At 63.2% G+C, this 24,907-nt stretch carries 24 protein-coding genes; 5 read left to right on the top strand and 19 right to left on the bottom strand.

Features of this window, described 5'->3' with window-relative positions; genetic code table 11:
- Window position 1: 1 nt before the first annotated feature.
- Together ACXAEH_RS02520 and ACXAEH_RS02515 are read right to left on the bottom strand one after the other, a co-directional pair.
- The gene (locus ACXAEH_RS02520; protein ID WP_475030920.1) at window positions 2-523 is read right to left on the bottom strand and encodes an N-acetyltransferase family protein; all 522 of its coding nucleotides are present in this window, start codon (window positions 521-523) and stop codon (window positions 2-4) included.
- A complete protein-coding gene (locus ACXAEH_RS02515) occupies window positions 520-1,128 on the bottom strand; it encodes a VOC family protein (RefSeq protein WP_475030919.1) in 609 nt (202 codons plus the stop codon). Before ACXAEH_RS02515 ends, ACXAEH_RS02520 begins: the two co-directional genes overlap by 4 nt.
- 301 nt (window positions 1,129-1,429) lie before the next feature.
- Between ACXAEH_RS02515 and ACXAEH_RS02510 the strand changes: the two genes are divergently transcribed.
- A complete protein-coding gene (locus ACXAEH_RS02510) occupies window positions 1,430-1,855 on the top strand; it encodes a hypothetical protein (RefSeq protein WP_475030918.1) in 426 nt (141 codons plus the stop codon).
- A 182-nt stretch (window positions 1,856-2,037) separates the two neighbouring features.
- Here ACXAEH_RS02510 and scpA read toward each other — a convergent pair whose 3' ends face one another.
- Together scpA and ACXAEH_RS02500 are read right to left on the bottom strand one after the other, a co-directional pair.
- Entirely contained in the window at window positions 2,038-4,167 is a 2,130-nt protein-coding gene (scpA, locus tag ACXAEH_RS02505) for a methylmalonyl-CoA mutase (protein ID WP_475030917.1), read from the bottom strand.
- Complete coding sequence (locus tag ACXAEH_RS02500; RefSeq protein WP_475030916.1) at window positions 4,133-5,065, bottom strand: hypothetical protein; 933 nt, start codon at window positions 5,063-5,065, stop codon at window positions 4,133-4,135. Before ACXAEH_RS02500 ends, scpA begins: the two co-directional genes overlap by 35 nt.
- A 177-nt stretch (window positions 5,066-5,242) precedes the next feature.
- Here ACXAEH_RS02500 and ACXAEH_RS02495 point away from each other — a divergent pair, with 177 nt between their 5' ends.
- Window positions 5,243-5,677, top strand: a complete 435-nt coding sequence (locus tag ACXAEH_RS02495) for a DUF4174 domain-containing protein (protein WP_475030915.1) — start codon at window positions 5,243-5,245, stop codon at window positions 5,675-5,677.
- 4 nt (window positions 5,678-5,681) lie between these two features.
- Here ACXAEH_RS02495 and ACXAEH_RS02490 read toward each other — a convergent pair whose 3' ends face one another.
- From ACXAEH_RS02490 to ACXAEH_RS02480, 3 genes are all read right to left on the bottom strand, one after another.
- Window positions 5,682-6,185 carry a hypothetical protein gene (locus ACXAEH_RS02490; RefSeq protein WP_475030914.1) on the bottom strand — a complete coding sequence of 168 codons (504 nt, stop codon included), beginning with the start codon at window positions 6,183-6,185 and terminating at the stop codon, window positions 5,682-5,684.
- 147 nt (window positions 6,186-6,332) lie between these two features.
- The gene (locus tag ACXAEH_RS02485; protein WP_475030913.1) at window positions 6,333-8,378 is read right to left on the bottom strand and encodes an acetyl-CoA carboxylase biotin carboxylase subunit; all 2,046 of its coding nucleotides are present in this window, start codon (window positions 8,376-8,378) and stop codon (window positions 6,333-6,335) included.
- A 146-nt stretch (window positions 8,379-8,524) separates the two neighbouring features.
- On the bottom strand, window positions 8,525-8,728 hold the full coding sequence (locus ACXAEH_RS02480) for a hypothetical protein (protein ID WP_475030912.1): 204 nt from the start codon (window positions 8,726-8,728) through the stop codon (window positions 8,525-8,527).
- A 686-nt stretch (window positions 8,729-9,414) separates the two neighbouring features.
- Between ACXAEH_RS02480 and ACXAEH_RS02475 the strand changes: the two genes are divergently transcribed.
- Window positions 9,415-10,548 (top strand): DcaP family trimeric outer membrane transporter, encoded by a 1,134-nt coding sequence (locus tag ACXAEH_RS02475; RefSeq protein ID WP_475030911.1) that lies wholly within the window; start codon window positions 9,415-9,417, stop codon window positions 10,546-10,548.
- A gap of 83 nt (window positions 10,549-10,631) precedes the next feature.
- On the opposite strand, the gene ACXAEH_RS02470 is transcribed toward ACXAEH_RS02475, so the two are convergent.
- The 5 genes from ACXAEH_RS02470 to ACXAEH_RS02450 form a co-directional block, all read right to left on the bottom strand.
- Window positions 10,632-10,976 (bottom strand): hypothetical protein, encoded by a 345-nt coding sequence (locus ACXAEH_RS02470; RefSeq protein ID WP_475030910.1) that lies wholly within the window; start codon window positions 10,974-10,976, stop codon window positions 10,632-10,634.
- 69 nt (window positions 10,977-11,045) lie between these two features.
- Complete coding sequence (locus ACXAEH_RS02465) at window positions 11,046-11,186, bottom strand: hypothetical protein (protein ID WP_475030909.1); 141 nt, start codon at window positions 11,184-11,186, stop codon at window positions 11,046-11,048.
- A gap of 214 nt (window positions 11,187-11,400) precedes the next feature.
- The gene (locus ACXAEH_RS02460) at window positions 11,401-11,763 is read right to left on the bottom strand and encodes a DUF6497 family protein (RefSeq protein ID WP_475030908.1); all 363 of its coding nucleotides are present in this window, start codon (window positions 11,761-11,763) and stop codon (window positions 11,401-11,403) included.
- Window positions 11,764-11,882: 119 nt separating this feature from the next.
- Window positions 11,883-12,269, bottom strand: coding sequence for a hypothetical protein (locus ACXAEH_RS02455; RefSeq protein ID WP_475030907.1), 387 nt, complete (start codon window positions 12,267-12,269; stop codon window positions 11,883-11,885).
- A gap of 121 nt (window positions 12,270-12,390) precedes the next feature.
- Window positions 12,391-13,923 carry an acyl-CoA carboxylase subunit beta gene (locus ACXAEH_RS02450; RefSeq protein ID WP_475030906.1) on the bottom strand — a complete coding sequence of 511 codons (1,533 nt, stop codon included), beginning with the start codon at window positions 13,921-13,923 and terminating at the stop codon, window positions 12,391-12,393.
- 215 nt (window positions 13,924-14,138) lie between these two features.
- On the opposite strand from ACXAEH_RS02450, the gene ACXAEH_RS02445 reads away from it, so the two are divergent.
- Entirely contained in the window at window positions 14,139-15,353 is a 1,215-nt protein-coding gene (locus ACXAEH_RS02445; protein WP_475030905.1) for a multidrug effflux MFS transporter, read from the top strand.
- A 72-nt stretch (window positions 15,354-15,425) separates the two neighbouring features.
- Entirely contained in the window at window positions 15,426-16,814 is a 1,389-nt protein-coding gene (locus ACXAEH_RS02440; protein ID WP_475030904.1) for a helix-turn-helix domain-containing protein, read from the top strand.
- Between the two features lie 105 nt (window positions 16,815-16,919).
- Here ACXAEH_RS02440 and ACXAEH_RS02435 read toward each other — a convergent pair whose 3' ends face one another.
- From ACXAEH_RS02435 to ACXAEH_RS02405, 7 genes are all read right to left on the bottom strand, one after another.
- Window positions 16,920-17,381, bottom strand: a complete 462-nt coding sequence (locus ACXAEH_RS02435; RefSeq protein WP_475030903.1) for a hypothetical protein — start codon at window positions 17,379-17,381, stop codon at window positions 16,920-16,922.
- Between the two features lie 294 nt (window positions 17,382-17,675).
- Window positions 17,676-17,861 carry a hypothetical protein gene (locus tag ACXAEH_RS02430; protein WP_475030902.1) on the bottom strand — a complete coding sequence of 62 codons (186 nt, stop codon included), beginning with the start codon at window positions 17,859-17,861 and terminating at the stop codon, window positions 17,676-17,678.
- Between the two features lie 354 nt (window positions 17,862-18,215).
- Window positions 18,216-18,455, bottom strand: coding sequence for an HP1242/YdcH family protein (locus tag ACXAEH_RS02425; RefSeq protein WP_475030901.1), 240 nt, complete (start codon window positions 18,453-18,455; stop codon window positions 18,216-18,218).
- Window positions 18,456-18,617: 162 nt separating this feature from the next.
- Window positions 18,618-20,285 (bottom strand): choline dehydrogenase, encoded by a 1,668-nt coding sequence (betA, locus tag ACXAEH_RS02420; RefSeq protein WP_475030900.1) that lies wholly within the window; start codon window positions 20,283-20,285, stop codon window positions 18,618-18,620.
- Between the two features lie 165 nt (window positions 20,286-20,450).
- Complete coding sequence (gene betB, locus ACXAEH_RS02415; protein WP_475030899.1) at window positions 20,451-21,908, bottom strand: betaine-aldehyde dehydrogenase; 1,458 nt, start codon at window positions 21,906-21,908, stop codon at window positions 20,451-20,453.
- 62 nt (window positions 21,909-21,970) lie between these two features.
- Window positions 21,971-23,479, bottom strand: a complete 1,509-nt coding sequence (betC, locus tag ACXAEH_RS02410; protein ID WP_475030898.1) for a choline-sulfatase — start codon at window positions 23,477-23,479, stop codon at window positions 21,971-21,973.
- A gap of 122 nt (window positions 23,480-23,601) precedes the next feature.
- Window positions 23,602-24,810, bottom strand: a complete 1,209-nt coding sequence (locus ACXAEH_RS02405; RefSeq protein WP_475030897.1) for a BCCT family transporter — start codon at window positions 24,808-24,810, stop codon at window positions 23,602-23,604.
- Window positions 24,811-24,907 lie beyond the last annotated feature (97 nt).

The raw sequence follows: 24,907 nt of genomic DNA, 5'->3' as shown, positions 1-24,907 counted from the left end.
CCTAACGGTCTTTGCCGGGGCTGTCAGGGGCGGGAATTCCGGGCGTCAGGATTTTCTGCATGAAGATGGTGTCCAGCCACTGCCCCCATTTGCAGCCCAGTTCCGGCATTCTTGCCGTTTCCACATAGCCTAAAGCTGCGTGAAAACCGATGGCACCGGGGTTGGCGCTGCTGACGCTGGCGATCAGCACATGGATGCCCGCCTGTTTTGCCTTCTCCTCCAGCGCCTGCAGCAGGCCGCGCCCAATGCCCTGCCCTTGCGCCGCGGGATGCAGGTGGATGGTGTGCTCTGCGGTAAACCGGTAGCCGGGGCCGGAGCGGAAGGGGAAGAAATGCGCGTGGCCGAGGATCTCTCCGCCCTGCTCCGCCACCAGATAAGCGCCCTGGCTGGCGGCGATCTGTTCGCGCACCTGTTCTGGCGTCTTCTCAACGGTGTTGAAGGTGGCCAGCGTGCCGCGGATCACCTGGTTGGCGATGGCGCAGATGGCATCGGCGTCGGCCGGGGCGGCAGAGCGGATGATCATCTGAGCACCCTGGCCCCATGCGGGGTGTCGAATTCCGCCATCAGGGCCGGCGCGCCCTGCTCTACTGCGACACGCGGATCGCTCAAAATCCGGGTCAGCGCGGCTTGCAGATCTGTCGCCTCGGGGTGGCTGAGCACAAGGCGGCTGAGGCGGCAACCGGATTGCGGCAGCCTGGCGGCGGGCGGCTCTGCCTGCCACTGCAGCACCGCGGGGAAGATATTTTCGAACGGCAGCAAACCGTCCGCTGGCACTGTCATCAGCCAGCTGAGGTCGCCGCGCTGCATCTGCACATACCGCTGCGCATGGGGCGGCAGCAGAAGCTTCTCCGCTTCCAGATCCTCGCTGCGCAGGATCCAGTTGTTCAGCCTTGCCGGGCCTTCGAAGCGGTCCAGGTTGAACCAGCGCGGCTGCTCCTGCGGCTGGGTCCCGGGGTCGATGGCAATGGCCTCAAGGTACAGCCCGTCTTCCAGCCCGATGAGGCGGTTATGGGTGCCATAGCGCGCATGCTGGCCGCCGGGGCCAAGCGCGATGCCCAGAGCGTCTTCGGTATGCTCGACAGCCTCTTCCAGCGTTTCGCCTGCCACGGCCAGATGATCGAGTATCATTTGCGCGCCTCCCCGGTTTGCGGGCTGAGACTAGCGGGACAGCGGCGGGGTGCAAGGCGGGATTTACCGCCAGCAGGCACGGTTGAACCTTACAATGACGCAACTGGGCGGCTTAAAGTGCAGTCATCTCTAACGGGAAGACCAAAATGAACAGGCTTACACCGCCCAAGGACGCAGTGACCTACAAAACCAGTGACGGGCTGGAGTTCTGGATGGACTACCAGCATGCAGAAGAACCCTATAAGGCGCCCACCATTCGGACGGCAGATCCAGAAGTCCGTATCATTTTGTGCCCATTCCAATGCACGTCAATCAAGCGTATTTAATGCAGTATCATGGTACTTCGATTGTTTTTTCGCATCCAAACGATGCATCCCGCCTACACAACGATGTGCTTGACCGGTTAAGTGAGGCGAACCCAGGTACGGACTTGGTGATCACCAACATCGGCCATCATACGCAATGGACAGCTACGTTTTTTGATCTGGAAGCCGAAACCTGCGAAGATCGCACTTTTGATATCCCCTCCGATGACTACTTCAAGTCGTTTGAGGAGCAAGAAAAAATGACATTGCTGTTTCGAGAGTTAATGGCTTGGGCAGTCGACGGGGCCATTACTATGGCCAGAGGAATGCATGCTAATCCAAATTTTGAATTCAAGCAGCAGACTGTAGACTTTGACTACCGGCTGAAAAAACGCCTAGCTGCAGGCGGTTACATCGCCTGAGCTCGATACCCTCAGAATACTTTTGCACGAGCCCTCAAGTCCCAATTTTTGCGGGCACTCTCATTCGACGTTAGGTAATCCTTCCGGGCAACTCCAGACCGCCCCATTATGTGGCATCCCGTTTCTTTCTGGTAAAAATACTCCCCGGGGGGTCAGGGGGGCTGGAAGCCCCCCTGCTCTGCTCAGCTGCGCGCTTCGCGGATCAGGCGCAGGATGTCCTGGGCGGCTTCCGGGATGTTGGTGCCGGGGCCGAAGATGGCCTTGACGCCCTTCGAGTACAGGAACTCGTAGTCCTGCTGCGGAATGACGCCGCCGCAGATCACGATGATGTCGCCTGCGCCTTCGGCTTCCAGCGCCTCGACCAGCTGGGGTGCCAGCGTCTTATGGCCTGCAGCCTGGGACGAGATGCCGATCACGTGGACATCGTTGTCGATGGCGTCCTGGGCGGCCTCGGCGGGCGTTTGGAACAGCGGGCCCACGTCGACGTCAAAGCCGATGTCGGCAAAGGCGGTCGCGATCACCTTGGCGCCGCGGTCGTGGCCGTCCTGGCCCATCTTGACCACCAGCAGACGCGGGCGGCGGCCTTCTTCTTCGGCGAAGTCCTCGATCGATTTCTGGATCGCGGCAAAGCCTTCGTCGCCCTCATAGGCCGCGCCATAGACGCCTGCCAAAGTCTTCACTTCCGCACGGTGGCGGCCGAATTCCTTTTCCATCGCCATGGAGATTTCTCCGACTGAGGCCCGCGCGCGGGCGGCTTCGACTGCGGCTTCAAGAAGGTTGCCGCTGCCGGCCTCGGCGCGGCGGGTGAGTTCATCGAGGGCGGCCTGGCAGGCTGCCTCGTCGCGCCCGGCGCGCATTTTCTCAAGCCGGGCGATCTGGGCGTCGCGCACCGCGTGGTTGTCGACGTCGAGGATGTCGATCGGGTCTTCCTTGTCCTTGCGGTACTTGTTGACGCCAACCACAACCTCGTCGCCGCGGTCGACCATCGCCTGGCGGCGGGCTGCCGACTCTTCGATGCGCAGTTTGGGCATGCCGCTCTCGACAGCCTTGGTCATGCCGCCCATTTCCTCAACCTCTTCCATCAGCGCCCAGGCTTTTTCGATGAGGTCGTTGGTGAGGCTTTCGATGTAGTAGGAGCCGGCCAGCGGATCGACCACATTGGTGACGCCGGTTTCCTCCTGCAGCACCAGCTGGGTGTTGCGGGCGATGCGGGCGGAGAAATCCGTCGGCAGCGCGATGGCTTCGTCCAGCGCGTTGGTGTGCAGGCTTTGGGTGCCGCCCAGAACCGCCGACATCGCCTCATAGGCGGTGCGGATCACGTTGTTATAGGGGTCCTGCTCCTGCAAGGAGACACCGGACGTCTGGCAGTGGGTGCGCAGCATCTTGGAGCGTTCGGACTTGGCGCCAAACTCAGTCATCACCCGGTGCCACAGGGTGCGGGCGGCGCGCAGCTTGGCGATTTCCATGAAGAAGTTCATGCCGATCGCAAAGAAGAAGCTGAGGCGGCCTGCGAATTTGTCCACATCCATGCCGGCATTCAGTGCGGCGCGCACATATTCGCGTCCGTCGGCGATGGTATAGGCCAGCTCCTGCACCAGATTCGCGCCGGCCTCCTGCATGTGGTAGCCGGAGATCGAGATCGAGTTGAACTTGGGCATCTCGTTCGAGGTGTACTCGATGATGTCGGAGATGATCCGCATCGAGGGTTCCGGCGGGTAGATATAGGTGTTGCGGACCATGAACTCCTTCAGAATGTCGTTCTGAATGGTGCCCGCGAGGACCGATTTGTCGTGGCCCTGCTCCTCGCCTGCGACGATGAAGGAGGCCAGCACCGGGATCACCGCGCCGTTCATGGTCATCGAGACCGAGACCTTGTCGAGCGGGATGCCGTCGAACAGGATCTTCATGTCCTCGACAGAATCTATGGCGACGCCGGCCTTGCCGACATCGCCGACCACGCGGGGGTGGTCGCTGTCATAGCCGCGGTGGGTCGCAAGGTCGAAGGCAACCGAAACCCCTTGCTGGCCCGCGGCCAGGTTGCGGCGGTAGAAGGCGTTGGATTCTTCCGCAGTGGAGAAGCCCGCGTACTGGCGGATGGTCCAGGGGCGGCCTGCGTACATGGTCGCCTTCACCCCGCGGGTGAAGGGGCCAAAGCCCGGCAGAGTGCCCATATGGGGCAGCTCTTTGGTGTCTTCCTCAGTGTAGAGCGGTTTGACCTCGATGCCTTCCAGCGTCTGCCAGTTGAGGTCATCAACCGCCCGTCCGCGCAGCTCTTTCTCAGCCAGAGCCCGCCATTCGTCTTTGTTTGTCATCAGGTCTTCCTCTTGTCAGGTCGGTACGGGGCGGGTTCAGGCCCGCCGCCAGTTTATCCGGGTCAAAGACCAGCGAGGCGGCGCCATCGGCACCGGCTGCCAGCCACATCATGTCGTCGGCATAGCGTTCACGCAGGAGTGCGGCCTGCGTGTCGTCAAAGGGGCGCCAGCGGCCCGTTCCTTGGGGCAGCTTGGCGGCGGTGGACCCGGGCACGCTGGCCTTGAGGTCCTGCAGGCAGAGCGAGGCGTTGAGCCGCACCCGCGCATGGGTCTTGGGCGCCTCAGCTCCGGTCAGCGCCTCCAGCTGCGCCTCGGGCCGGGAGCCGAAGGTTTCGAACGGCAGCACCTGCAGGCGTGCATCCGGCACCGCGCAGGCAATATCGGTGATCACGTCGCGCCAGCTGCGCGGCGCCTGCGCCAGCCGGTCCAGCTGCGCAGGCGACGGCACCCGGTGGCCGCGGGCGACCGCATAGGCCAGCGCCGACGTCCAGTAGCTGTCCAGGCTGCGGATGCTGAGCGCCACATCGGAAACGGTGCGGCCAAACGCCTGGGAGAACCGCGCCATCCGCTCTCCAACGCCGCCGTAAAGGTCGCCGAGGCGCAGGTTCTCGCGGATTGTGCCCATCATGTTTTCTTCGCTGACCAGCAGCTGATGCACACCGTTGTCCCGGCAAGTTGCCAGCTGGATCTGCAGCCGCCCGCGGGCACGCTGCGCCAGGTTGCGGCCGGTCACGCGGGCGGGTCCTGGCTGAATGCCGTGGAACAACCCGTTCCGGGTGCGGAACGGGCCCCAGAAGCCGATGCCCTGTTTGCCAAGGCCTTGCGCGTTCTGGCGCATGTATTCCTGGAACGAGGTGGTGGCGCAGCGGTGGGCGCCAATATGAAGGATCACTTTCATCGTAGCACGGAACCTCTGATGGAGGGCCGCAGGCCGCAGCCCGGTCAAGGGGAATTGCGCAATCATGGCCGGCAACCCCTCATTATCCCGTTAACGATGATATTTTTTGACCAAGTCACGGATTTCTCAGTCGCATTTGCCGCCGCGGACCATATATTCAACACAACAGGAGAGATCATGAGAGCAATCCTAAGCGTTGTTTTGGCAGGTTTTCTTCCGGTGGCGGCTGCGGCTGCCGACGGCAGCACACCCGAATTGATCCAGCCCGGGTATGATGCGGCGCTGGCAGATTTCCAATGGACGCACCGCCCGGTGGTGGTGTTTGCCGACAGTTCCGAAGACCCGCGGTTCCAAGAGCAGATGGAGCGGCTGATACAGGGCGAGGACGCCTTGCGGGCGCGTGACGTGGTGGTGCTGACGGATACCGACCCGGCCGCGAAATCGGCCCTGCGCAAGAAACTGCGGCCGCGCGGCTTCATGCTGGTGCTGCTGGGCAAGGACGGCGGCGTCAAGCTGCGCAAGCCGCACCCGTGGACGGTGCGCGAGCTCAGCCGCACCATCGACAAATTCCCCGACCGGCTGCGCGAAGTGGAAGAGCGGCGCGGCGGCTGAGCAGTCAGCCGTTGCCGCGGACGTAGATCAGCGCCATCGCCTGTTTGTCCAGCACCAGCATGGCGTGGCCGTCGGGCACAAAGACCAGATTGGACGCCGGGTTGCGGATCGCCTGATAGTAGATTGATTTCACCAGATCCGACATGCAGTTGACCCCCGCGAGGCCGGAATTCAGCACCCCCAGCCCCTGCGGCAGGTTGCGGGACATGATGTCCTCGGTCACCGCGTTGGGGGATTTGCCCGAGACCGCAAAGACCACCGGCTTGCCCGCATCCAGCATCTTCATGCCGGTTTCGATCGAGCGGGCGCGGTCCAGCATCGAGGTGATGCGCGGGCTTTCGGCGGTGTGGAACACCGCTGCCGTGCAGCTGGATGAGGATTGGAAGAAATAGGTCTCCCCCAGTTCGACCCAGGCGGACAACTGGGCGCGCAGGGCGTCCTCCTTGTCGAGCGCGCAGCCGGACAGGATGGCCAATGCGGCCAGAAAGCAGGTCAGGAGACGTATCATGCGGCACCTTGAAGTCGTCAAACCGTGTCAGTGTCGCAGAAATTCCTGAAGATTTCGTGCATGCAGCCATGCGGAGAGGGGCAGGCACGCCAACGGGGGCGGGAAAACCCGCCTGCCCGTCTGCATATGTGCCTGCCCCAAGGTGCATTATTCGAATTCCATGATCACATCGTCGACCGCCAGGCTGTCGCCGGCGCCCGCGTTGATCTTGGAGACGACACCTTTGCGTTCGGCGCGCAGGATGTTTTCCATCTTCATCGCCTCGACGGTGCAAAGGGCCTGGCCCTCCTGGACCTCCTGCCCCACTTCGACGTCGACCTTCACAATCAGGCCCGGCATCGGGCACAAGAGCATCTTGGAGGTGTCCGGCGGCAGTTTTTCCGGCATCAGCTCGGCCAGTTCCGCCTGCCGCGGGGTGCGCACCTTGACGGTCAGCTCGGCACCGCGGGAGCGGACGCGGAAGCCCTGGGTCACTTTGCCGACCTTCAGCACCAGGGTCTCGCCGCTGACATCCAGAGTGGCCAGCTGGTCGCCCGGGGTCCAGTCGGAGGCCACCCGCAGTTCGGAACCGTCGTCAAAGCGCACGGTGGCGCCTTCACGGTCGGCATCGGTCACCACATTGAAGGACTGGCCCTGCAACGAAACAACCCAGTCGGTGCCCACCTTGCGCTCGTGGTTGTCCATCCGGCCGGAGACGCGGGTGCGGCGGATTTCGGCAACCCGGTGCATGGCGGCACAGGAGGCTGCGATCTTGCGCAGGTCGGCCTCGGGCAGTTCGACGCCTTCGAAACCGTCCGGGTATTCCTCGGCGATGAAGGCGGTGGTCATGTCGCCGGAGACGAATTTCGGATGGTCCATCACCGCCGCCACAAACGGCAGGTTGTGGCCGATGCCCTCCACCTCGAAGCTGTCGAGCGCCACGCGCATCGCTTCGATCGCCTCGCCGCGGGTCGGGGCCCAGGTGCAGAGCTTGGCGATCATCGGGTCGTAATACATCGAGATCTCGCCGCCTTCATAGACGCCGGTATCGTTGCGCACCGCCGATGCGCCGGTGGGCGCGTCGCCATGCCAGGTGCCGTTTTCGGCCATCGGGCCGGCGGCGACCTCTGCCGGCGGGCGGTAGCGGGTCAGGCGGCCGATGGAGGGCAGGAAGTTACGGTAGGGATCTTCGGCATAAAGACGGTTTTCAATCGCCCAGCCGGTGAGTTTGACGTCTTCCTGGCGCAAGGGCAGCTCGCCGCCATCTGCGACGCGGATCATCTGTTCGACCAGGTCGACGCCGGTGATCAGCTCGGTTACCGGGTGCTCCACCTGCAGGCGGGTGTTCATTTCCAGAAAGTAGAAATTCTTGTCGCCGTCGACGATGAATTCCACGGTGCCGGCAGAGGAATAGCCCACCGCCTTGGCCAATGCCACGGCCTGCTCGCCCATCGCTTTGCGGGTTTCCTCGTCCAGGAACGGCGACGGGGCCTCTTCCACGACTTTCTGGTTGCGGCGCTGGATCGAGCATTCGCGCTCACCCAGGTAAATGCCGTTGCCGTGTTTGTCGCACAGCACCTGGATTTCGATGTGGCGCGGCTGGGTGACGAATTTCTCGATGAAGATCCGGTCGTCGCCAAAGGAGTTCGCCGCCTCGTTCTTGGAGGACTGGAAGCCTTCGCGGGCCTCTTCGTCGTTCCAGGCGATCCGCATGCCCTTGCCGCCGCCGCCGGCGGAGGCCTTGATCATCACCGGGTAGCCGATTTCGTTGGAGATCCGCACGGCCTCGTCGGCGTCATCGATCAGACCCATGTAGCCGGGCACGGTGGAGACGCCTGCTTCTTGCGCGATTTTCTTGGAGGTGATCTTGTCGCCCATGCTTTCGATGGCACCGACCGGGGGGCCGACAAAGGCGACGCCTTCAGCTTCCAGAGCCTCGGCGAATTTGGCGTTCTCGGACAGGAAGCCATAGCCCGGGTGCACGGCTTGGGCGCCGGTTGCGCGGATCGCCTCCATCACCTTGTCGATGACGATATAGGATTGGTTGGCGGGCGGCGGGCCGATGTGGACGGCCTCATCCGCCATTTGCACATGCAGGGCCTGCTTGTCGGCGTCGGAGTAGATGGCAACGGTCTTGATGCCCATCTTGCGCGCGGTTTTGATCACGCGGCAGGCGATCTCGCCCCGGTTGGCGATCAGGATCTTGTCAAACATAGGCGGTCCCTTTGTATTCTGGCCCTTGGTCCTTGGCATTCCGGAATGCAAAACGCCGCGCCCGGGGCGAACCCAGGCACGGCGCATGCGCGATGTCACGAGCGGCCCCATAGGGCCGGCTGTTCAGATGTGCTGCGGCCGCGGCCTTAGCACTTGCGGGGGTTTTGCTCGCAGTAGACGAGGTTGGCCGCAACGCCGATTGCGGCGCCGGTGATCGGGTTGGCATCCAGCAGCAGCGCGCCCGCTGCGCCGGCGCCGCCGCCGTAAACGATCCGTTCGCCGGCGGTGTCGCCGCAGGCTGCCACGAGGCCAAGCAGCGAGACTGCCGCGATGAGAGTTTTTGCCCGCATGTCCAGTTTCCTTCTTCCGGGGACGTCAGTGTCCCGGCGGAATTTGCAGGCTTGACAGGCTGGGGCAACGGTTCCGTCGCGGGGGCGGAAAGTTGGGCGGAGGCTTGCCGCATTGGGGGGGGTATACGGCAAGCTTCCGCCAGTGCCTGAAGGGGATAAAAGACGGGCAGGCCGCGGATGGGGGCGCGAACCTGCCCGTTCAGGCGAAGGGGCCGGAACAGATGCTCGGCACTGCAGCGTGGCTGCGCTGCTTGACCCACGATGCACGGGCTTGCGCCCCCTGTAAGCCCCTGAAATGCAAGGCGCTTGATTTGGGCAAATTCCTGCTGAACTGGAAGGCCCATGTGCAATTTCACGCCGAAACTGCGATTGGTGCCGCAGCAAGTGGCGCCAGAGCGCAACGGCGCTGTCACATCGCCGTGACAGGCCTGGCGCGGATCCGGGCGGCGGGCGGCCAGCGGCTGATGCGCGCGTGAACAGAGGCGGTGCAGCGGCGCCGGAATTTGCCGCACTGGCAGATACTTGACCGATCGGTTCACAAACCCGGCAATGCCGCGTGATTTCTGATCACTTTTCCAAGCTTTGGAAGTCACGATGGCTCGCCTTGATGTCATTTCCCCCCGTTTGCGGTCCGTGAAAGCGTGTCCGCACACCATTGAAGGAGGAGGGATAACCCCATAAATCAGGTGCATAAAGGGCGTGTTGCCCTGGCTGCTGCTGCACTTGCCGGCAGCGCCGGGCTGGCGCAGGCGGACACAAGTACCGAATTGCAGGAACTGCGCGCGCGGGTCGAGGCCCTGGAAGCGGAGAACCAGCAGGTCACCGGCGCCCCCGGCGATTTCCGGCTGGGCAATACCGCCGTCGACATCTACGGCTACGTCAAGGCCGACTTCTTTTACGATTTCGATTTCACCCAGGGCGACACCGCCTTTGTCAACAACATCGGCGAGCCGGTCAACGCCACCGACGGCGAATTCGGCGCCACGGTGCGCCAGTCGCGGCTGGGCGTGCGCACCACCACCGAAAGCGATTTCGGCACCCTGCGCGGCCAGCTGGAATTCGATCTTTTCGCCTCGGGCGGCACCTCCGAGCTGCGGCTGCGCCACGCCAATGTTCAGATCGGCGACAACTGGCTGGTCGGCCAGTACTGGACCAACTTCATGCCGCTGGGCGAATACCCCACCAGCGTCGAGTTCAACGGCCCCGTCGGCATCGCCTTTGCCCGGGTGCCGCAGATCCGCTACAGCAACAGCTTTGGCGACGGCTTCGACTACAGCCTGTCGCTGGAGGAAAATGTCTCGGCGTCCAGCGATCCGGTGGCCACCGCGGCCTTCCAGTACAGCAATGACCTGTTCACCGCGCGGATTGCGGGCCTGGCCGGCACCGTCGAAAGCGGCGGCGTGGAGGTTGATCAGACCGGTGTGACCCTGTCGGGCTCGATCCGCCCCTGGGACGGCGGGCTGTTCCAGGCGACTTATGTGGACGGCGAGGCGCTGGGGCCGCTGCTGATCGGCCTTGGCGATGCGGTTGTCGGCGGCCAGGCCAACGACGTGGAGGGCTACACCCTCGAGTTCCGCCAGGACCTGGGTGAGAAATGGAACGTCGGCATCGGTTACGGGCGCGAGGATTACGATCTGGCGACCTCGACCGGCAGCCTGTCCTTCACCGAGCTGGAGACCGTTCACGTGAACGCCTTCTTCAACCCCACCGACAATCTGACGCTGAGCGCCGAATATATCTTTGGCGAGCGCAACGACACCATTTCCGGCAACACGTTTGACGGTGACCGTGTGCAGTTTGCGGTGCAGCTGAACTTCTAGAATGTGTCCCCCCGGACGCAGCGGCAGGCATCGCGGAGAGATCCGCGGTGCCTGTTGCGCTTTATTGGTCCGGGGCTCAGCCATTAGTCGAACGCCTCCGGGAAGGACGCGCGCGCAACCGCCTCGTCGATGACCAGCAGCGCCTCATAGCTTTCGGGATCAAAGGGATCCTCGGCCGGCACCACCTCGCGGCCGAACAGCCAGCTCAGGCGGCCGGCATCCAGGTTGCCGCGCTCGAACGGCTCGGTGCCGAAGTGCTCCCACAGCGCCGTCATGAAGGTAAGGTCGACGCGTTTGTCGACATTCTTGCGGTCGCGGAAGCGCTCGCGCCGGGTCAGCGGCGTCACCCCCTTGGGGTTCGGGCGGCGGATGGTGAATTGGAAATCGGTGCCGGGCATACGGCCCGGGAACCCGCGGTGTTTCAGCATTTGGGTGCCTCCTGTCCGGCACCCTGCGGGCGGGAAAGGGCCGGCCGCAGGGCCGGACCCTTATGGTCGTTACTTGTATTTGCCGGTGAAGGCCGGCTCTTGCGAGATCGGCTCGGGCTCGACCACGACGAATTCTTCTTCCTGCTGGGCGCAGGCTGCAACGGCGGCCAGCAGGCCTGCCATGGCGATAAGCTTGATGCTCTTGGACATCTCTGTCTCCTGATTACAAATGCGAAACCTGCGGGGGCCTCGCCGCCCGCGTGCCTCAACCTCAATGTGAAGGCAGCCTGATGGCTGCCCGCGCCAAGGATAGCGGGGTTTGCGCCCGAGTCACATGGCAATAGCGGCAAATGACAGGGTTGTGGCTGCAATGCCGCAAGAATCCGCCTATCTGAAGTATGCCGCGCAAGATGTTGTGGATGCATCAGAAAGCCTCCCACATGCAGCTTGCGTCTTGCGGGCGGTATGCTTCGAAAAACTGGGTGGCGGCGGGGTCCTGCGCGCCAAAGGGCAGCATCCGGTCGGACAGCGAAATCACCACCCGGGCGGGCTTCAGCCCGTGTTCCGCCAGGTAGGGCAGCGCCAGTTTCTCGCAAAGGTGGTCCATATCAGGTGCCGCAGCCTCATAGCTGACGGTGCCGGAGCCGCGGGCGATATCCGGCGCCACAAAGCGGAACCGCACCCAGGTCTGGCCTGGCGCGTCATCCAGCAATACCTCGGCAAGCGTCACCTGCTGGCCCGAGGGCACGGCAACAGGCTCGCTGGCATCCGCTGCGGCGGTGAACAAAGCGAATGGGAAAGCCGCCAAAAGTCTGCAGCCCCGGCCCCCGGTTTCCCGGGCTCCTCCGGCCAGGGCTGCAGGCGCAGCACAAAAAGCGCGCGCTGTCTGAATTTGACTGACGCGGATCATGAGGCTGATTCGCTCTTCATGTCAATTTTTGCCGCAATTTTGTGCGGATTCTTCGCTTTCGAACCGGTTTCAGGGCACAGGCCGCCCTTGCGCCTGGTGGCATGGCGCAGCCAGCGGGCGCGGTTGCCGGGGTGTTCCAGCACATCCGCGATCAACTGGGCCGCATTCGAAGGCACCCGCCCCATCACCTGCCCGCCCGCGCGGATCCGCAGCCCCTGCCCTTCCGCGGTGACGTTCACCACCGGAGAAAAGCCGCGCAACGGCTGCAGCTTGCGCCACATGTCCTGGCGGACCTGGTGGGCCAGCCGCAGGGGGTCACCGCCGGGCAGCACCGTCTCCGCCGCGACGTCGAAACGCGCCGGCAGACGGCGCGACAGCGTCAACCCATCTTCCTTTTGCGTGATATGCCAACGGCTGCGGGACAAGACCGGAGCGCCCTCTTCTTTCTGGTTGAAAATACTCTCGGGGGCGCGGGGGCAGACAGCCCCCGCTCTACAGCCGCAATTACAGCGGAATGTTGTCGTGTTTTTTCCACGGGTTCTTCAGCTGCTTGCCCCGCAGGGAAGCAAAGGCGCGGGCGACCCGGCGGCGGGTGGACTGGGGCATGATCACCTCGTCGATGAAGCCGCGCTCTGCCGCCACAAACGGGTTGGCAAACCGGTCTTCATAGTCCTTGGTGTGGGCCGCGATCTTCTCCGCATCGCCGAGGTCGGCGCGGTGGATGATCTCGGTGGCGCCCTTGGCGCCCATCACCGCGATCTCGGCGGTCGGCCAGGCGTAGTTGAAGTCGCCGCGCAGGTGCTTGGAGGCCATCACGTCATAGGCGCCGCCATAGGCCTTGCGGGTGATCACGGTGACCTTGGGCACGGTGGCTTCGCCATAGGCAAACAGCAGCTTGGCGCCGTGCTTGATGACGCCGCCGTATTCCTGGGAGGTGCCCGGCAGGAAGCCCGGCACGTCAACAAAGGTCAGGATCGGGATCTCAAAGCAGTCGCAGAAGCGCACGAAGCGGGCGGCCTTGCGGCTGGAGTCGATGTCGAGGCAGCCCGCCAGCACCATCGGCTGGTTTGCGACAACACCCACGGTCTGGCCCTCAAGACGGATGAAGCCGGTGATGATGTTCTTGGCGAAATCTTCCTGGATCTCGTAGAAGTCGCCCTCGTCCGCCACCTTGGTGATCAGCTCCTTCATGTCGTAGGGGCTGTTGGGGTTTTCCGGGATCAGCGTGTCGAGGCTGCTCTCGATGCGGCCGGGTTCATCAAAGAACGGGCGCACCGGGGGTTTTTCGCGGTTGTTCAGCGGCAGGAAGTCGACCAGGCGGCGCACTTCGGCCAGCGCCTCGACGTCGTTTTCAAAGGCGCCGTCGGCGACGGAGGATTTTTTAGTGTGGGTGGAGGCGCCGCCCAGCTCCTCGGCCGTCACCACCTCGTTGGTCACGGTTTTCACCACGTCCGGGCCGGTCACGAACATGTAGGAGGTGTCTTTGACCATGAAGATGAAGTCGGTCATCGCGGGGCTATAGACCGCACCGCCCGCGCAGGGGCCCATGATGACGGAGATCTGCGGGATCACGCCGGAGGCCATGATGTTGCGCTGGAAAATCTCGGCGTAGCCGGCCAGCGCGTCGACGCCTTCCTGGATGCGGGCACCGCCGGAATCGTTGATGCCGATCACCGGCGCGCCGTTCTGCACTGCCATATCCATGATCTTGCAGATCTTCTGGGCGTGGGTGGCGGAGACCGAGCCGCCGAGCACGGTGAAGTCCTGGGAGAAGACATAGACCTGGCGGCCGTTGATGGTGCCCCAGCCGGTGACCACGCCGTCGCCTGCCGGCTTGTTGTCTTCCATGCCAAAATCGGTGCAGCGGTGGGCGATGAACATGTCGAACTCTTCAAAGCTGCCCTCGTCCAGCAACAGCTCGATCCGTTCGCGGGCTGTCAGCTTGCCGCGCCCATGCTGTGCGTCGATGCGGCGCTGGCCGCCGCCCAGCCGCGCGTCTTGGCGGCGGTCTTCCAGCTCGGAAAGGATGTCTTTCATGGCACATGTCCCCTGTAGATTTCAGCGCGACCATATATTGCGCCGCAGCGAAGCCAAAGGACATTATCGCAAATTTGCAAATCGTTTGCATATGAGGTTGGCAAAGTTGGAAATCAGCAAACCCCGGCTGCTGCAACCGCAGCCCGGCAATGCACATAGGTGTCTCCCGGAATGCGCGATAGACACGGGCGGCGGGCTGCTCTAAGGCAGATGGTATGTCCACATATAAAGCCCGTGTTTCCGGCCAGCGGACCCCTCCGCGCATTTTCACTCTGATCCTGCTGGCAGGCCTGTCGGCGCTTGGCATGAACCTGCATCTGCCGTCGCTGGCGGGGATGGCGGAGTATTACGCGGTCGATTACCGGCTGATGCAGCTGTCGGTGGCACTGTATCTGGCGGGCAATGCGGTGGTGCAGATCTTTGTCGGACCGATTTCCGACCAGATGGGGCGGCGGCCCGTGATCCTGGCCAGCATTGTGCTGTTCCTGCTGGCGACGCTGGGCTGTATTTATGCGCCCACCGCCGAAGCCTTCCTGATGTTCCGGGTGGCGCAGACCGTCGTAGCCGCCACCATGGTCCTCAGCCGTGCTGCGGTGCGCGACATGTATGACACCGATCAGGCCGCCAGCATGATCGGCTATGTCACAATGGGCATGGCAGTGGTGCCGATGATCGGCCCGGCCATCGGCGGCTTCCTGGACCAGTGGATGGGCTGGAAGACCAATTTCTGGCTGCTGTTCCTGGTGGGCGCCGCCACGCTGGCCATCACCTTCACCGATTTCGGCGAGACCGCCCGCAAGAGCGGCAAGACGCTGACCGCGCAGTTCCGCGAGTATCCCGAGCTGCTGCGCTCGCCGCGGTTCTGGGGCTATTCGCTGGCCTCAGGCCTCGCCTCGGGCTCCTTCTTTGCCTACCTGGGCGGCGCGCCGTTTGTCGGCACCCAGGTTTATGGCCTCAGCACCGCAGAACTGGGGGTCTTTTTCTCCGCCCCCGCAGTTGGGTATTTCGCCGGCAACTTCGTATCCGGCCGCTATTCCACCCGGATCGGCATCAACCGGATGGTGCTGTGGGGCTGCATGGTCAATGGCGGCGGCGTACTGGTGTCGCTGCTGATCGCAGCGGCCGGCGCCGATACGGTGTGGACGTTCTTCGGCCTTATGTGCTTTGTCGGGATCGGCAACGGCATGGCCATTCCCAATGCCACCGCTGGCGCGATCTCGGTGCGGCCGCATCTGGCGGGCACCGCCTCGGGCCTGAGCGGTGCGATCATGATCGGTGCAGGCGCGGCGCTGAGCGCCTTTGCAGGCATGCTGCTGGTGCCAGGCTCCACCGCGGTGCCGCTGCTGGCGATCATGTTTGCCACAGGTGTCTGCGGGCTGATCTCGATCCTGCTGGTGGTCTGGCGGGAGCGGCAGATCGGCGCAGAATGAGCGGCACAGGCTTGCCGGCCGGACTTTGCAATTCTACAGTCTGCACGGATTGATTTTGCAAAGGCATGCCCCATGGCCACCCAGAAACTCTATGCCGGCGCCAAGCTGCGCGAGATGCGGCAGCGGCTGGAGCTGACGCAGAAGGACTTTGCCGCCAAGCTGGGGGTCTCGCTGCCCTATCTGAACCAGATGGAGAACAACAACCGGCCGGTCTCGACCACGGTGGTGCTGGCGCTGGCGCAGGAGTTCGGCATGGATGTGACCGAGCTGAGCGCCGGCGACAGCGAGCGGCTGGTCAGCGACATGCGCGAGGCGATGGCGGACCCGGTGTTTGCCGATGATGCGCCACCCTTGGCAGATCTGCGGCTGACGGCATCAAATGCGCCGGCCCTGGCGCGGGCGTTTCTGTCGCTGCACCGGGCCTACCGGCAGACCCATGAACGGCTGGCCTCCTTGGATGAGGCGCTGGGGCGGGAGGATGCGCGCATCCAGGCTTCCCCTTGGGAAGAGGTGCGGGATTTCTTCCATTACTGCGACAACTACATCGACGCGGTAGATCATGCGGCTGAGCGGTTTGCCGCGACCAGCGACATCCGGGCGGCGGCGGTGGCCGAGCTGGAGCGCGGCGGCATCACCGTGCGGCAAACCGAGATGGAGGGGCTGCGGCATTATGACGGCGCGGCCAAGGTGCTGCATCTGTCCAACCGCTCGGCGCCGCAGACGCAGCTGTTCCAGATGCTGTTGCAGGTGGCACTTCTGCGGCAAAACACTTTGCTGGAAGCGACGCTGGACTTTGCAAAATTCCAGAGCGAGGAGGCCCGGGCCATCGCCAAGATCGGCCTGGCCAATTATTTTGCCGGGGCTGCGCTGATGCCCTACACGCGGTTCCTGGAGGCGGCGCAGGCCTGCCGCCACGACCTGGAGCTGCTGGCAATCCGCTTTGGCGCCTCGATCGAGCAGATTGCGCACCGGCTGTCGACGCTTCAGCGGCCGGGCGCCAAGGGGCTGCCGTTCTTCTTTGTCCGCGTGGATCAGGCCGGCACCATCACCAAGCGGCACTCGGCCACGCGGCTGCAGTTTGCCCGGTTCGGCGGCGCCTGCCCGCTGTGGAACGTGCACCGGGCGTTTGAGACCCCGGGCCGGTTCCTGCGCCAGCTGGCGGAGACACCGGACGGTGTGCGCTATATCTCGCTGGCGCGCGACGTGTCAAAGCCGGGCGGTTCTTACGGCGCGCCGGTGCGCCGCTATGCGATTGCGCTGGGATGCGAGGTGCGCCATGCCGACGCGCTGGTCTATGCGGACAATCTGGATGTGAACAACGACAGCGCTTATGAGCCGATTGGCATCTCCTGCCGGATCTGTGAGCGCAAGGACTGCCACCAGCGCTCGGTCCCGCCCTTGGAGCGGCGGCTGACCATCAACCCCGGCCAGCGCGGCGTGCTGCCTTATGAGGTGAGCTGAGGGCGCCGCTTGCGGCGCAATTTTCTTAAAATAAGAAAATTGCCAAGGATTTTCAGAAAATCCTTGGGTCCGCCAGATTGAAGCCTGCTCAAACGAAGGCAGCCGTCAGAACCAATGTGTCAAGCGGGCCATATGGAATTGGAACAGCTGGCTCAGATTGCCGGCCGGGTCAGCCGTGGCATCCCTGGAAATCAGCCCTCTGATCAATTCCTGGCCGTGTTCCCTGTCATGATTGAATAACACAACTTCGGTCACACGGCTGCCTGGCAGCTCCTGTACCGAATGAAAACCCTGGAGAGCTCGGTACCGCGTAGAGGTGGTCCCAAGACAGCGTCCGGCCTGCTGCTGAACAAGTCTGGCGCAGTATCGCTCGCGTTCGGCTAAGTAGCGCTGCTTCGGGGAGGAAAAATCTCCGGCCGTGTAAGGCGCGATAACTTCGATAGACGCCTCGGCCCGCCCATCGCAAGACAAACAGCGGTAATCGGCGCGGGTGGCACCGAACTGAACCTCCCAATCGCCATCCCGCTTCAAACGCTCAATCAAAGGAGACTTAGCCAGCCAATCCATTCGGGTTTCCCCCGCAGCAGCTGGCTGCGCGAAGGCTATACAGAACGGAAGAAAACACTTCAGATAGAATTTCAACGATCCGCGCTCCGGAACAACCAGTACCGGGTCAGCCTAGGCAGCGCTTTTGAACAATTCAACCTGGGGGGAGATGGCGGCCGCAGGTCCACGCGTAGCCTTTTGGGCGATTCACACGGCCCTTTATCGAACAGATCGGGTGGTCGGCAAATTTTACAAATTGTACACAGGGTGTGCCGGGATCACCGTGGCAACCCGCAGTCAAGAAATGCGCCGGTCTTAGCCGCGCAGCTTGCTGAGCAGCGCCGAAACCAAGGAGGTTTTTCCGGGCTGTTCGATATCGGGATGGCTGATTTCCTCGGCGGTCAGCACCCGACGGACGGCTGCCAGGATTTCCGCGTCGCTGGCCTCCGCAGCGATGCCCTGAATGTCCTCACCGAAAGCGGTCTGGCAGGTCTGTTCCATCTGGCATCTCCTCAACTCGAAACTCAAGCGGCGGCCCGGATATAGGCGCATCCATTTGCTGTACCCAGACTATACCAAAGCGCGCGGGATCGCCCCATTTTAGCTAGAATTTGAGGAAATTGGTTAATGTTCGGCCACGCTACGGGAACAGTCCGCCTGCGGGGGCGCATTGTTTCCGGAAGCGGCGCAATGGCCGCCGGAAGAGCCAAAATCCGGCCACAGTCCGGCAGCGCCAACTGCTTCAAATTTGCAGCAAAGTGATTCTCTTCCGGGCGGTTTCCAGGCGCCGTTCCGCCTGCAACAACTAAGAAGGGCGCCCGAGGCGCCCGTCTGTCCGGTTTTGCAATGGCGGCTTCAGGCCTTGGACAGGATCCCCCAGATCTCATCCTTCAGCGCGGCGCGCTGCTTGCGCATATCGGTTTCGGCCTGGGCGCTCACCGGTTCCACGTTGGTTTCGGCCCGGTGCACGGCACGGTTCACTTCGTGGTACTCATCCGCCAGCTTGGCGAAATGGGCGTCGGACGTCTTCAGCTCGCTCATCAGCGCAGCCTTGTCCGGGAATTCCTGGGCCAGTTCATGGGGCGTGTTGGACACCTGTCCGCTCCTTCTCATTAGGGTCGTGAACAGGTTATGCGCCCCGCAGCGCCGCCACATTGACGCGGATCAAAAGATGCGGCATCCGGTCGGATTTTCAGGCGGAAAGTAAGCCGCCCGCACGGTGGGGAGGTGGCGGGCGGCTTGCTGGTGCGTCGCAGGTCAGCGCTGCGCTTCGCGCCAGTTCGGGTTGAACCACGGCTCTGCGTTCGACGACGGCAGACGGCGGCCCAGGATGTGGTCGGAGGCCTTCTCGCCGGTCATGATCGAAGGGCCGTTGAGATTGCCGTTGGTGATGCGCGGGAAGATCGAGCTGTCGGCGACGCGCAGGCCGTCAACGCCGATGACGCGGCATTCCGGGTCGACCACCGCCATCGGATCATCGGCCGCGCCCATCTTGCAGGTGCCGCAGGGATGATAGGCGCTTTCCACGTGCTCGCGCAGGAAGCCGTCGATTTCATCGTCGGTCTGCAGATCGGTGCCGGGCTGGATCTCGTGCTTGAGGAACGGTTTCATCGCGTCCTGGGCAAAGATCTCCCGCGTGAGGCGCACGCATTTGCGGAAGTCGATCCAATCCTGTTCGGTCGACATATAGTTGAACAGGATCTTGGGCGCGTCCTTGGGATCGGCGGAGGCCAGGGTGACCTCGCCTCGCGACGGCGAGCGCATCGGGCCGACGTGGGCCTGGAATCCATGGCCTTCTGCCGCGGCCTGGCCGTCGTAGCGGACAGCGATGGGCAGGAAGTGGTACTGGATATCCGGGTAGTCCACCCCCTTGTCGGAGCGGATGAAGGCGGCGCTTTCGAACTGGTTCGAGGCGCCCAGGCCGGTCTTGGTGAACAGCCACTGTGCCCCGACCAGGCCCTTGCCGACCAGGTTCCAGTATTTGAACAGGGTGATCGGCAGTTTGCAGGCGAACTGGAAATAGAACTCCAGGTGGTCCTGCAGGTTCTGGCCGACGCCGGGACGGTCAGCAACCACATCGATACCGTGTTCGGCCAGGTGCTTGGCCGGGCCGATGCCCGAGAGCATCAGCATCTTGGGGGAGTTCAGCGAGGAGGCCGCCAGGATCACCTCGGCGCCCGCGCGGATCACCTCCACCTTGCCGCCGCGTTCGATCTCGACGCCGACCGCACGGCCGTCCTCGATCACCACCTTGCGGGCGAAGGCGCGGATCATGTCGCAGTTTTCGCGCTTCAGTGCCGGGCGCAGGTAGGCATTGGCAGCGGACCAGCGGCGCCCCTGATGGACCGTCATCTCCATCGGGCCGAAGCCCTCCTGCTGCTCGCCGTTGTAGTCCTGGGTGACTGGGTAGCCGGCCTGCGCGCCCGCCTTGACGAAGGCGTCGTGCAGCGGGTTGTCGCGGGGGCCGCGGGTCACATGCAGAGGGCCGTCCTTGCCGCGCCAGTCCGGATCGCCGCCGTGGCCGCGGTCGTTCCAGGTTTCCATGCGTTTGAAATACGGGAGCACATCGGCATAGGACCAGCCGGCCGCGCCGCTATCGGCCCAGTGGTTGTAGTCGCCCGCGTGGCCGCGCACATAGACCATGCCGTTGATCGAGGAGGAGCCGCCGATCACCTTGCCGCGCGGGCAGACCAGCTCGCGCCCGCCCAGATGCGGTTCCGGCTGGGATTTGTAGCCCCAATCATAAAGCGGCATGTTCATCGGATAGCTGAGCGCCCCCGGCATCTGAATGAGCGGCCCGGCGTCGGTGCCGCCGTGTTCGATAATCAGGACCTTCTTGCCCGCCTCGCTGAGCCGGTAAGCCATGGCACAGCCGCGCCAGCTGGCACCGACGATCACATAATCGGCCACATAATCCGCATTCATCGCGTCTCTCCATTGCTGAGACCGGGTGCTGCCTTGCCTGCCCGGCTCTGCCTTGCTTTGCCTTGATGCTGCCCGCGCCGGCAGGCAGCACCTGATGTCATGCGCCCTGCCCTGATTGCCCTTTTGGGCAATGGGAGGGCGGGCGGGAGTTGCCCAAAAGGGCAATCAGAACGCCGCTTCGACGTCGCCCATGCGCACGTAGACGGACTTCACCTGGCTGAAGTGCTTGATCGCCTCTTTCGAGTTCTCGCGGCCCACACCAGACGCCTTCACACCGCCGAACGGCGCCTCGACCGGCGCGTCATTGTAGGAGTTGATGAAGCAGCTGCCGGCCTCCAGCCGGCCGATCACCCGGTGGGCGCGGGTGAAGTCTCTGGTGAAGACGCCGGCGGACAGGCCGAATTCGGTGTCGTTGGCACGGGCGATGACTTCTTCTTCGGTGTCGAAGTCGAGAACCGACATCACCGGGCCGAAGATTTCCTCTCGGGCGATGGTCATATCGTCGGTCACATCGGCGAACACAGTCGGCTGGATATAGTAACCGTCCATGTCTGCCCGTGCGCCGCCGCAGACAACGCGGGCGCCCTCTTCTTTGCCCTTCTCGATGTAGCCCAGCACGATGTTCATCTGGTTTTCGGTGACCATCGGGCCAAAGCTGGTGGCTTCATCCATCGGGTCACCGATCACGGCATTGCCAGTGCGCTCGGCCAGGCGGGCGAGGAACTTTTCCTTGATGCCCTTCTGGACAAACACGCGGGTGCCGTTGGAGCAGACCTGGCCGGAGGAGTAGAAGTTGCCGTTGATGGCGCCGCCGACGGCATTGTCCACATCGGCGTCGTCGAAGATGATCAGCGGCGACTTGCCGCCCAGCTCCATGGTGACGTGCTTCATGCCTTCGGCAGCGGCGGCATAGACCTTCTTGCCGGTCGGCACCGAGCCGGTCAGCGAGACCTTGTCAACGCGCGGATCGGTGACCAGCGCGCCGCCGACCTCGCCCATGCCCTGGACGACATTGTAAAGGCCCGCGGGCAGGCCGGCCTCGTGCAGGATCTCGGCCACTTTGAGGGCGCAGAGCGGGGTGGTTTCCGAGGGTTTGAACACCATGGAGTTGCCGCAGGCCAGCGCAGGCGCGCCTTTCCAGCAGGCGATCTGGGTCGGGTAGTTCCAGGCACCGATGCCGACACAGAGGCCCAGTGCCTCACGCACGGTGTAAACCCAGTCTTCGCCCATCGGAATATGCTCGCCGGTCAGCGAAGCCGCGAGGCCGCCGAAGTATTCCAGCGCGTCGGCGCCGGAAGTGGCGTCCGCGACCAGGGTTTCCTGCAGCGGCTTGCCGGTGTCGTAGGTTTCCAGCACGCTGAGCTCGTGGTTGCGCTCGCGCATGATGTCGGCGGCGCGGCGCAGGATGCGGCCGCGCTCGGTGCCGGTCATCTTGGCCCATTCTTTCTGGGCGGACTTTGCGGTGGAGAGCGCCTGTTCGACGATGGCCGGGGTGGCGGCGTAGACGGTGGCGATTTGCTCACCGGTCGCGGCGTAGATCACCGGGATCGGAGTGCCGGACGTGTCTTCGACGTATTCGCCATTGATGAAATGGCTGGCTTTGGGCTGTGCGGGGTGGGTCATAATATCATGCCTCCGGCGGGGATATTTGGGGCCAGAAGAACTGGCGGGATGCTGATTTCGGGTTATTCGCCGCGGGGAAAGCGTTTGCTTTCCTCGAGGTTGTCGAGATTCATGTGGTTGCGCATGTAGCGCTCGGAGGCCTTTTGCAGCGGCTGGTAGTCCCAGGGGTAATAGCCGCCCTGGCGCAGCGCCTCGTAGACGACCCAGCGGCGGGCCTGGCTGGCGCGGACGTCTGCGTCGAAGGTCTCCAGGTTCCAGCGGGCCTCTGACTTGGCGCGCAGGGTTTGCAGCGTGCCGGCATGGGCCGGATCGTCCGCAAGGTTGTTGAGTTCGTGCGGGTCGGCCTCCAGATCAAACAGCTGATCGGGGTCCAGCGCGCAGCGGTTGTACTTCCACTTGCCATAGCGCAGCGACACCAGCGGCGCATAAGACGCCTCAGCCGCGTATTCGATGGCGACCGGGTCGGTGCGCTCCGTTCCATTGGCCAGCGGCACCAGATTCTGGCCGTCGGTCCAGGGTTCAATCTCACCCATATCGACACCGGCCAGCGCACCCAGCGTCGGGGTCACGTCCAGTGTGGAGACCGGGGTTTCGATGAGGCCCGCGGGCAGGTCCGGCGCCGAGATCATCAGCGGCACCCGCGAGGAGCCTTCGTAGAAGCTCATCTTGAACCACAGGCCGCGCTCGCCCAGCATGTCGCCGTGGTCGGAGACAAACAGGATGATCGCCTCCTGCCGGGTGGTTTCCAGCACGTTCAGGATCTCGCCGATCTTGTCGTCCAGATAAGAGATATTGGCGAAATAGGCGCGGCGGGAGCGTTTGATGTCTTCTTCTTTGATGTCGAAGCTGCGCCAGTCGTTGGCGTCAAAGATCCGCTTGGCGTGGGGATCGTGGTCCTCGTAGTCCATGGCGGGAACTTCGGGCAGCAGGTGCTCGCAATCCTCATAGAGATCCCAGTACTTGCGGCGCGCCACGTAAGGATCATGCGGATGGGTGAAGGAGACGGTGACGCACCATGGGCGGTCGTCCAGCCCGCGCGACAGCTCATAGAGCTTGGCTGTGGCGTTGTAGGCCACCTCGTCGTCGTATTCCATCTGGTTGGAGGTTTCCGCCACCCCTGCCCCGGTGACGCTGCCCATGTTATGGTACCACCAGTCGATCCGCTCACCCGGTTTGCGGTAATCCGGAGTCCAGCCGAAATCGGCCGGGTAGATGTCGGTGGTCAGGCGGTCCTCGAACCCGTGCAGCTGGTCGGGGCCGACGAAGTGCATCTTGCCCGAGAGGCAGGTGTAATAGCCCGCGCGGCGCAGGTGGTGGGCGTAGGTCGGGATGTCGCTGCGGAACTCAGCCGCGTTGTCATAGACGCCGGTGCGCGACGGCAGCTGGCCGGACATGAAGGAGGCCCGGCCCGGTGCACACAAGGGCGACGCGGTATAGGCGTTTTTGAAGCGGGCGGAGCGTTCCGCCAGTTTCTTGAGGTTCGGCGCGTGCAGCCAGTCGGCCGGGCCATCCGGGAAGAGTGTCCCATTCAATTGGTCAACCATCAGGATCAGGATATTCGGGGCACTCATCGCGGACCTCCCAGTAAAAGCGATGTTTTCGTAAAGGCGCCCGGCGGGCCCGAGGGCACCGCCAGGCAGTTGAGGCTGGACCGACTATTCGGGGAAACAGAGATCCAGCCGGGAGACCGCCCTTAGTGGGCCGCCTTGATCTTGTCGAAGTCGAGCGTGTTTTCCTCGGGCGAGGCGTCGATGCTCATCACTTCGCTGCGCTTGGCGATCATGATGTAAGCCAGGCAAGCCACATAGATGCCGATCACCACGGTTCCAATCCACTGGATCTGCAGCCACTGGCTCTGGAAAGCCAGGGTCAGGCCGAACAGAACCACGGCGTTGCCGACAACATAGGGAATGGTGCCGAAGCGCTGCGCGGTCAGGTTCAGGTTGTCGGTGTACAGGCGGATCAGCGAGTCAAAGGAGTTGACCACGAAGATGATGCCCACCGCGACCATGGAGACATTGATCAGCAGCGTCGTTTCGATGCTGTTCAGGTGGTAGTAGTAGAGCACCGAGAACCAGATCCCCAGCGGGATCGACGGGAACACCAAAAGCGCCGCCAGAACCTGCCAGGTGCGCAAGCCGCCGACAAAGCGGGAGGTAAACTGGCCGATCATGATCGACCATGCGAACCACCAGAACAGGTAGAACTCGTGATAGTCGGTCAGCGGCAGCACGAACTTGTGGATGTTGGCAAAATAGCCGCCGATGTTGGAGGCGGTGTCCGCGAACGCGCCCAGGCCCATGCCGGCATAGGCCCACATGCCCAGGATCAGCGCCAGGAACAGGCCGGTGGAACCCACCGACAGGATGCGCACATACTTGATGTCGGTCGAGGAGAAAGCGGCAAACAGGATCACCAGGAAAGTGATGACATAGAAGGCCGGGATCACGCTCTCGCCGTCGCCCATGAAAGTGGCGTAATACGGCAGGTAGACCAGGAACAGCGCGCCGGTGAAGGCGCAGGTGCCGATGATGACGATGTTGTTGATCAGTTTCACCAGCGGGATTTCAAAGAACTTCACCCGCGGCTCGATCACACAGAAGTAGAAGGTGGTCAGGAAGTAGAAGCCCCAGATCAGGAAGCCCCAGAAGCCGAACTCCAGCGCCAGCGGGTTGGTGAAGCCATAGGCGGGGTTGTTCTCCACATCTGCGTACAGCGGGAAGTCCCAGGCCAGCGGGAACATGATCAGGCCCACGTCCAAGCCGGAAGTGAACAGGATTGCGATGAAGGTGAAAAGGTGAACGGGGGTCACGCCGACGTTGCGGACGTTCCACCACTTGATCACGCAGAACGCCACCAGCGCAAAAGCCAGCAGAATCCCGAATGAGATAATGTAGGTCATATGTCCCTCCCATTTGCGGGCGGTTCCCGCCCCAAGACATGGGACGGGTACATACCACAGCTATCTGATCCGCTAAACGGTTTTTTAAACGGTCATT

The sequence above is a fragment of the Leisingera sp. ABM4_060 genome, from assembly GCF_056158765.1.
Note: the sequence above shows the minus strand (reverse complement) of the source record. Positions and strands in the feature narration are given on the sequence as shown.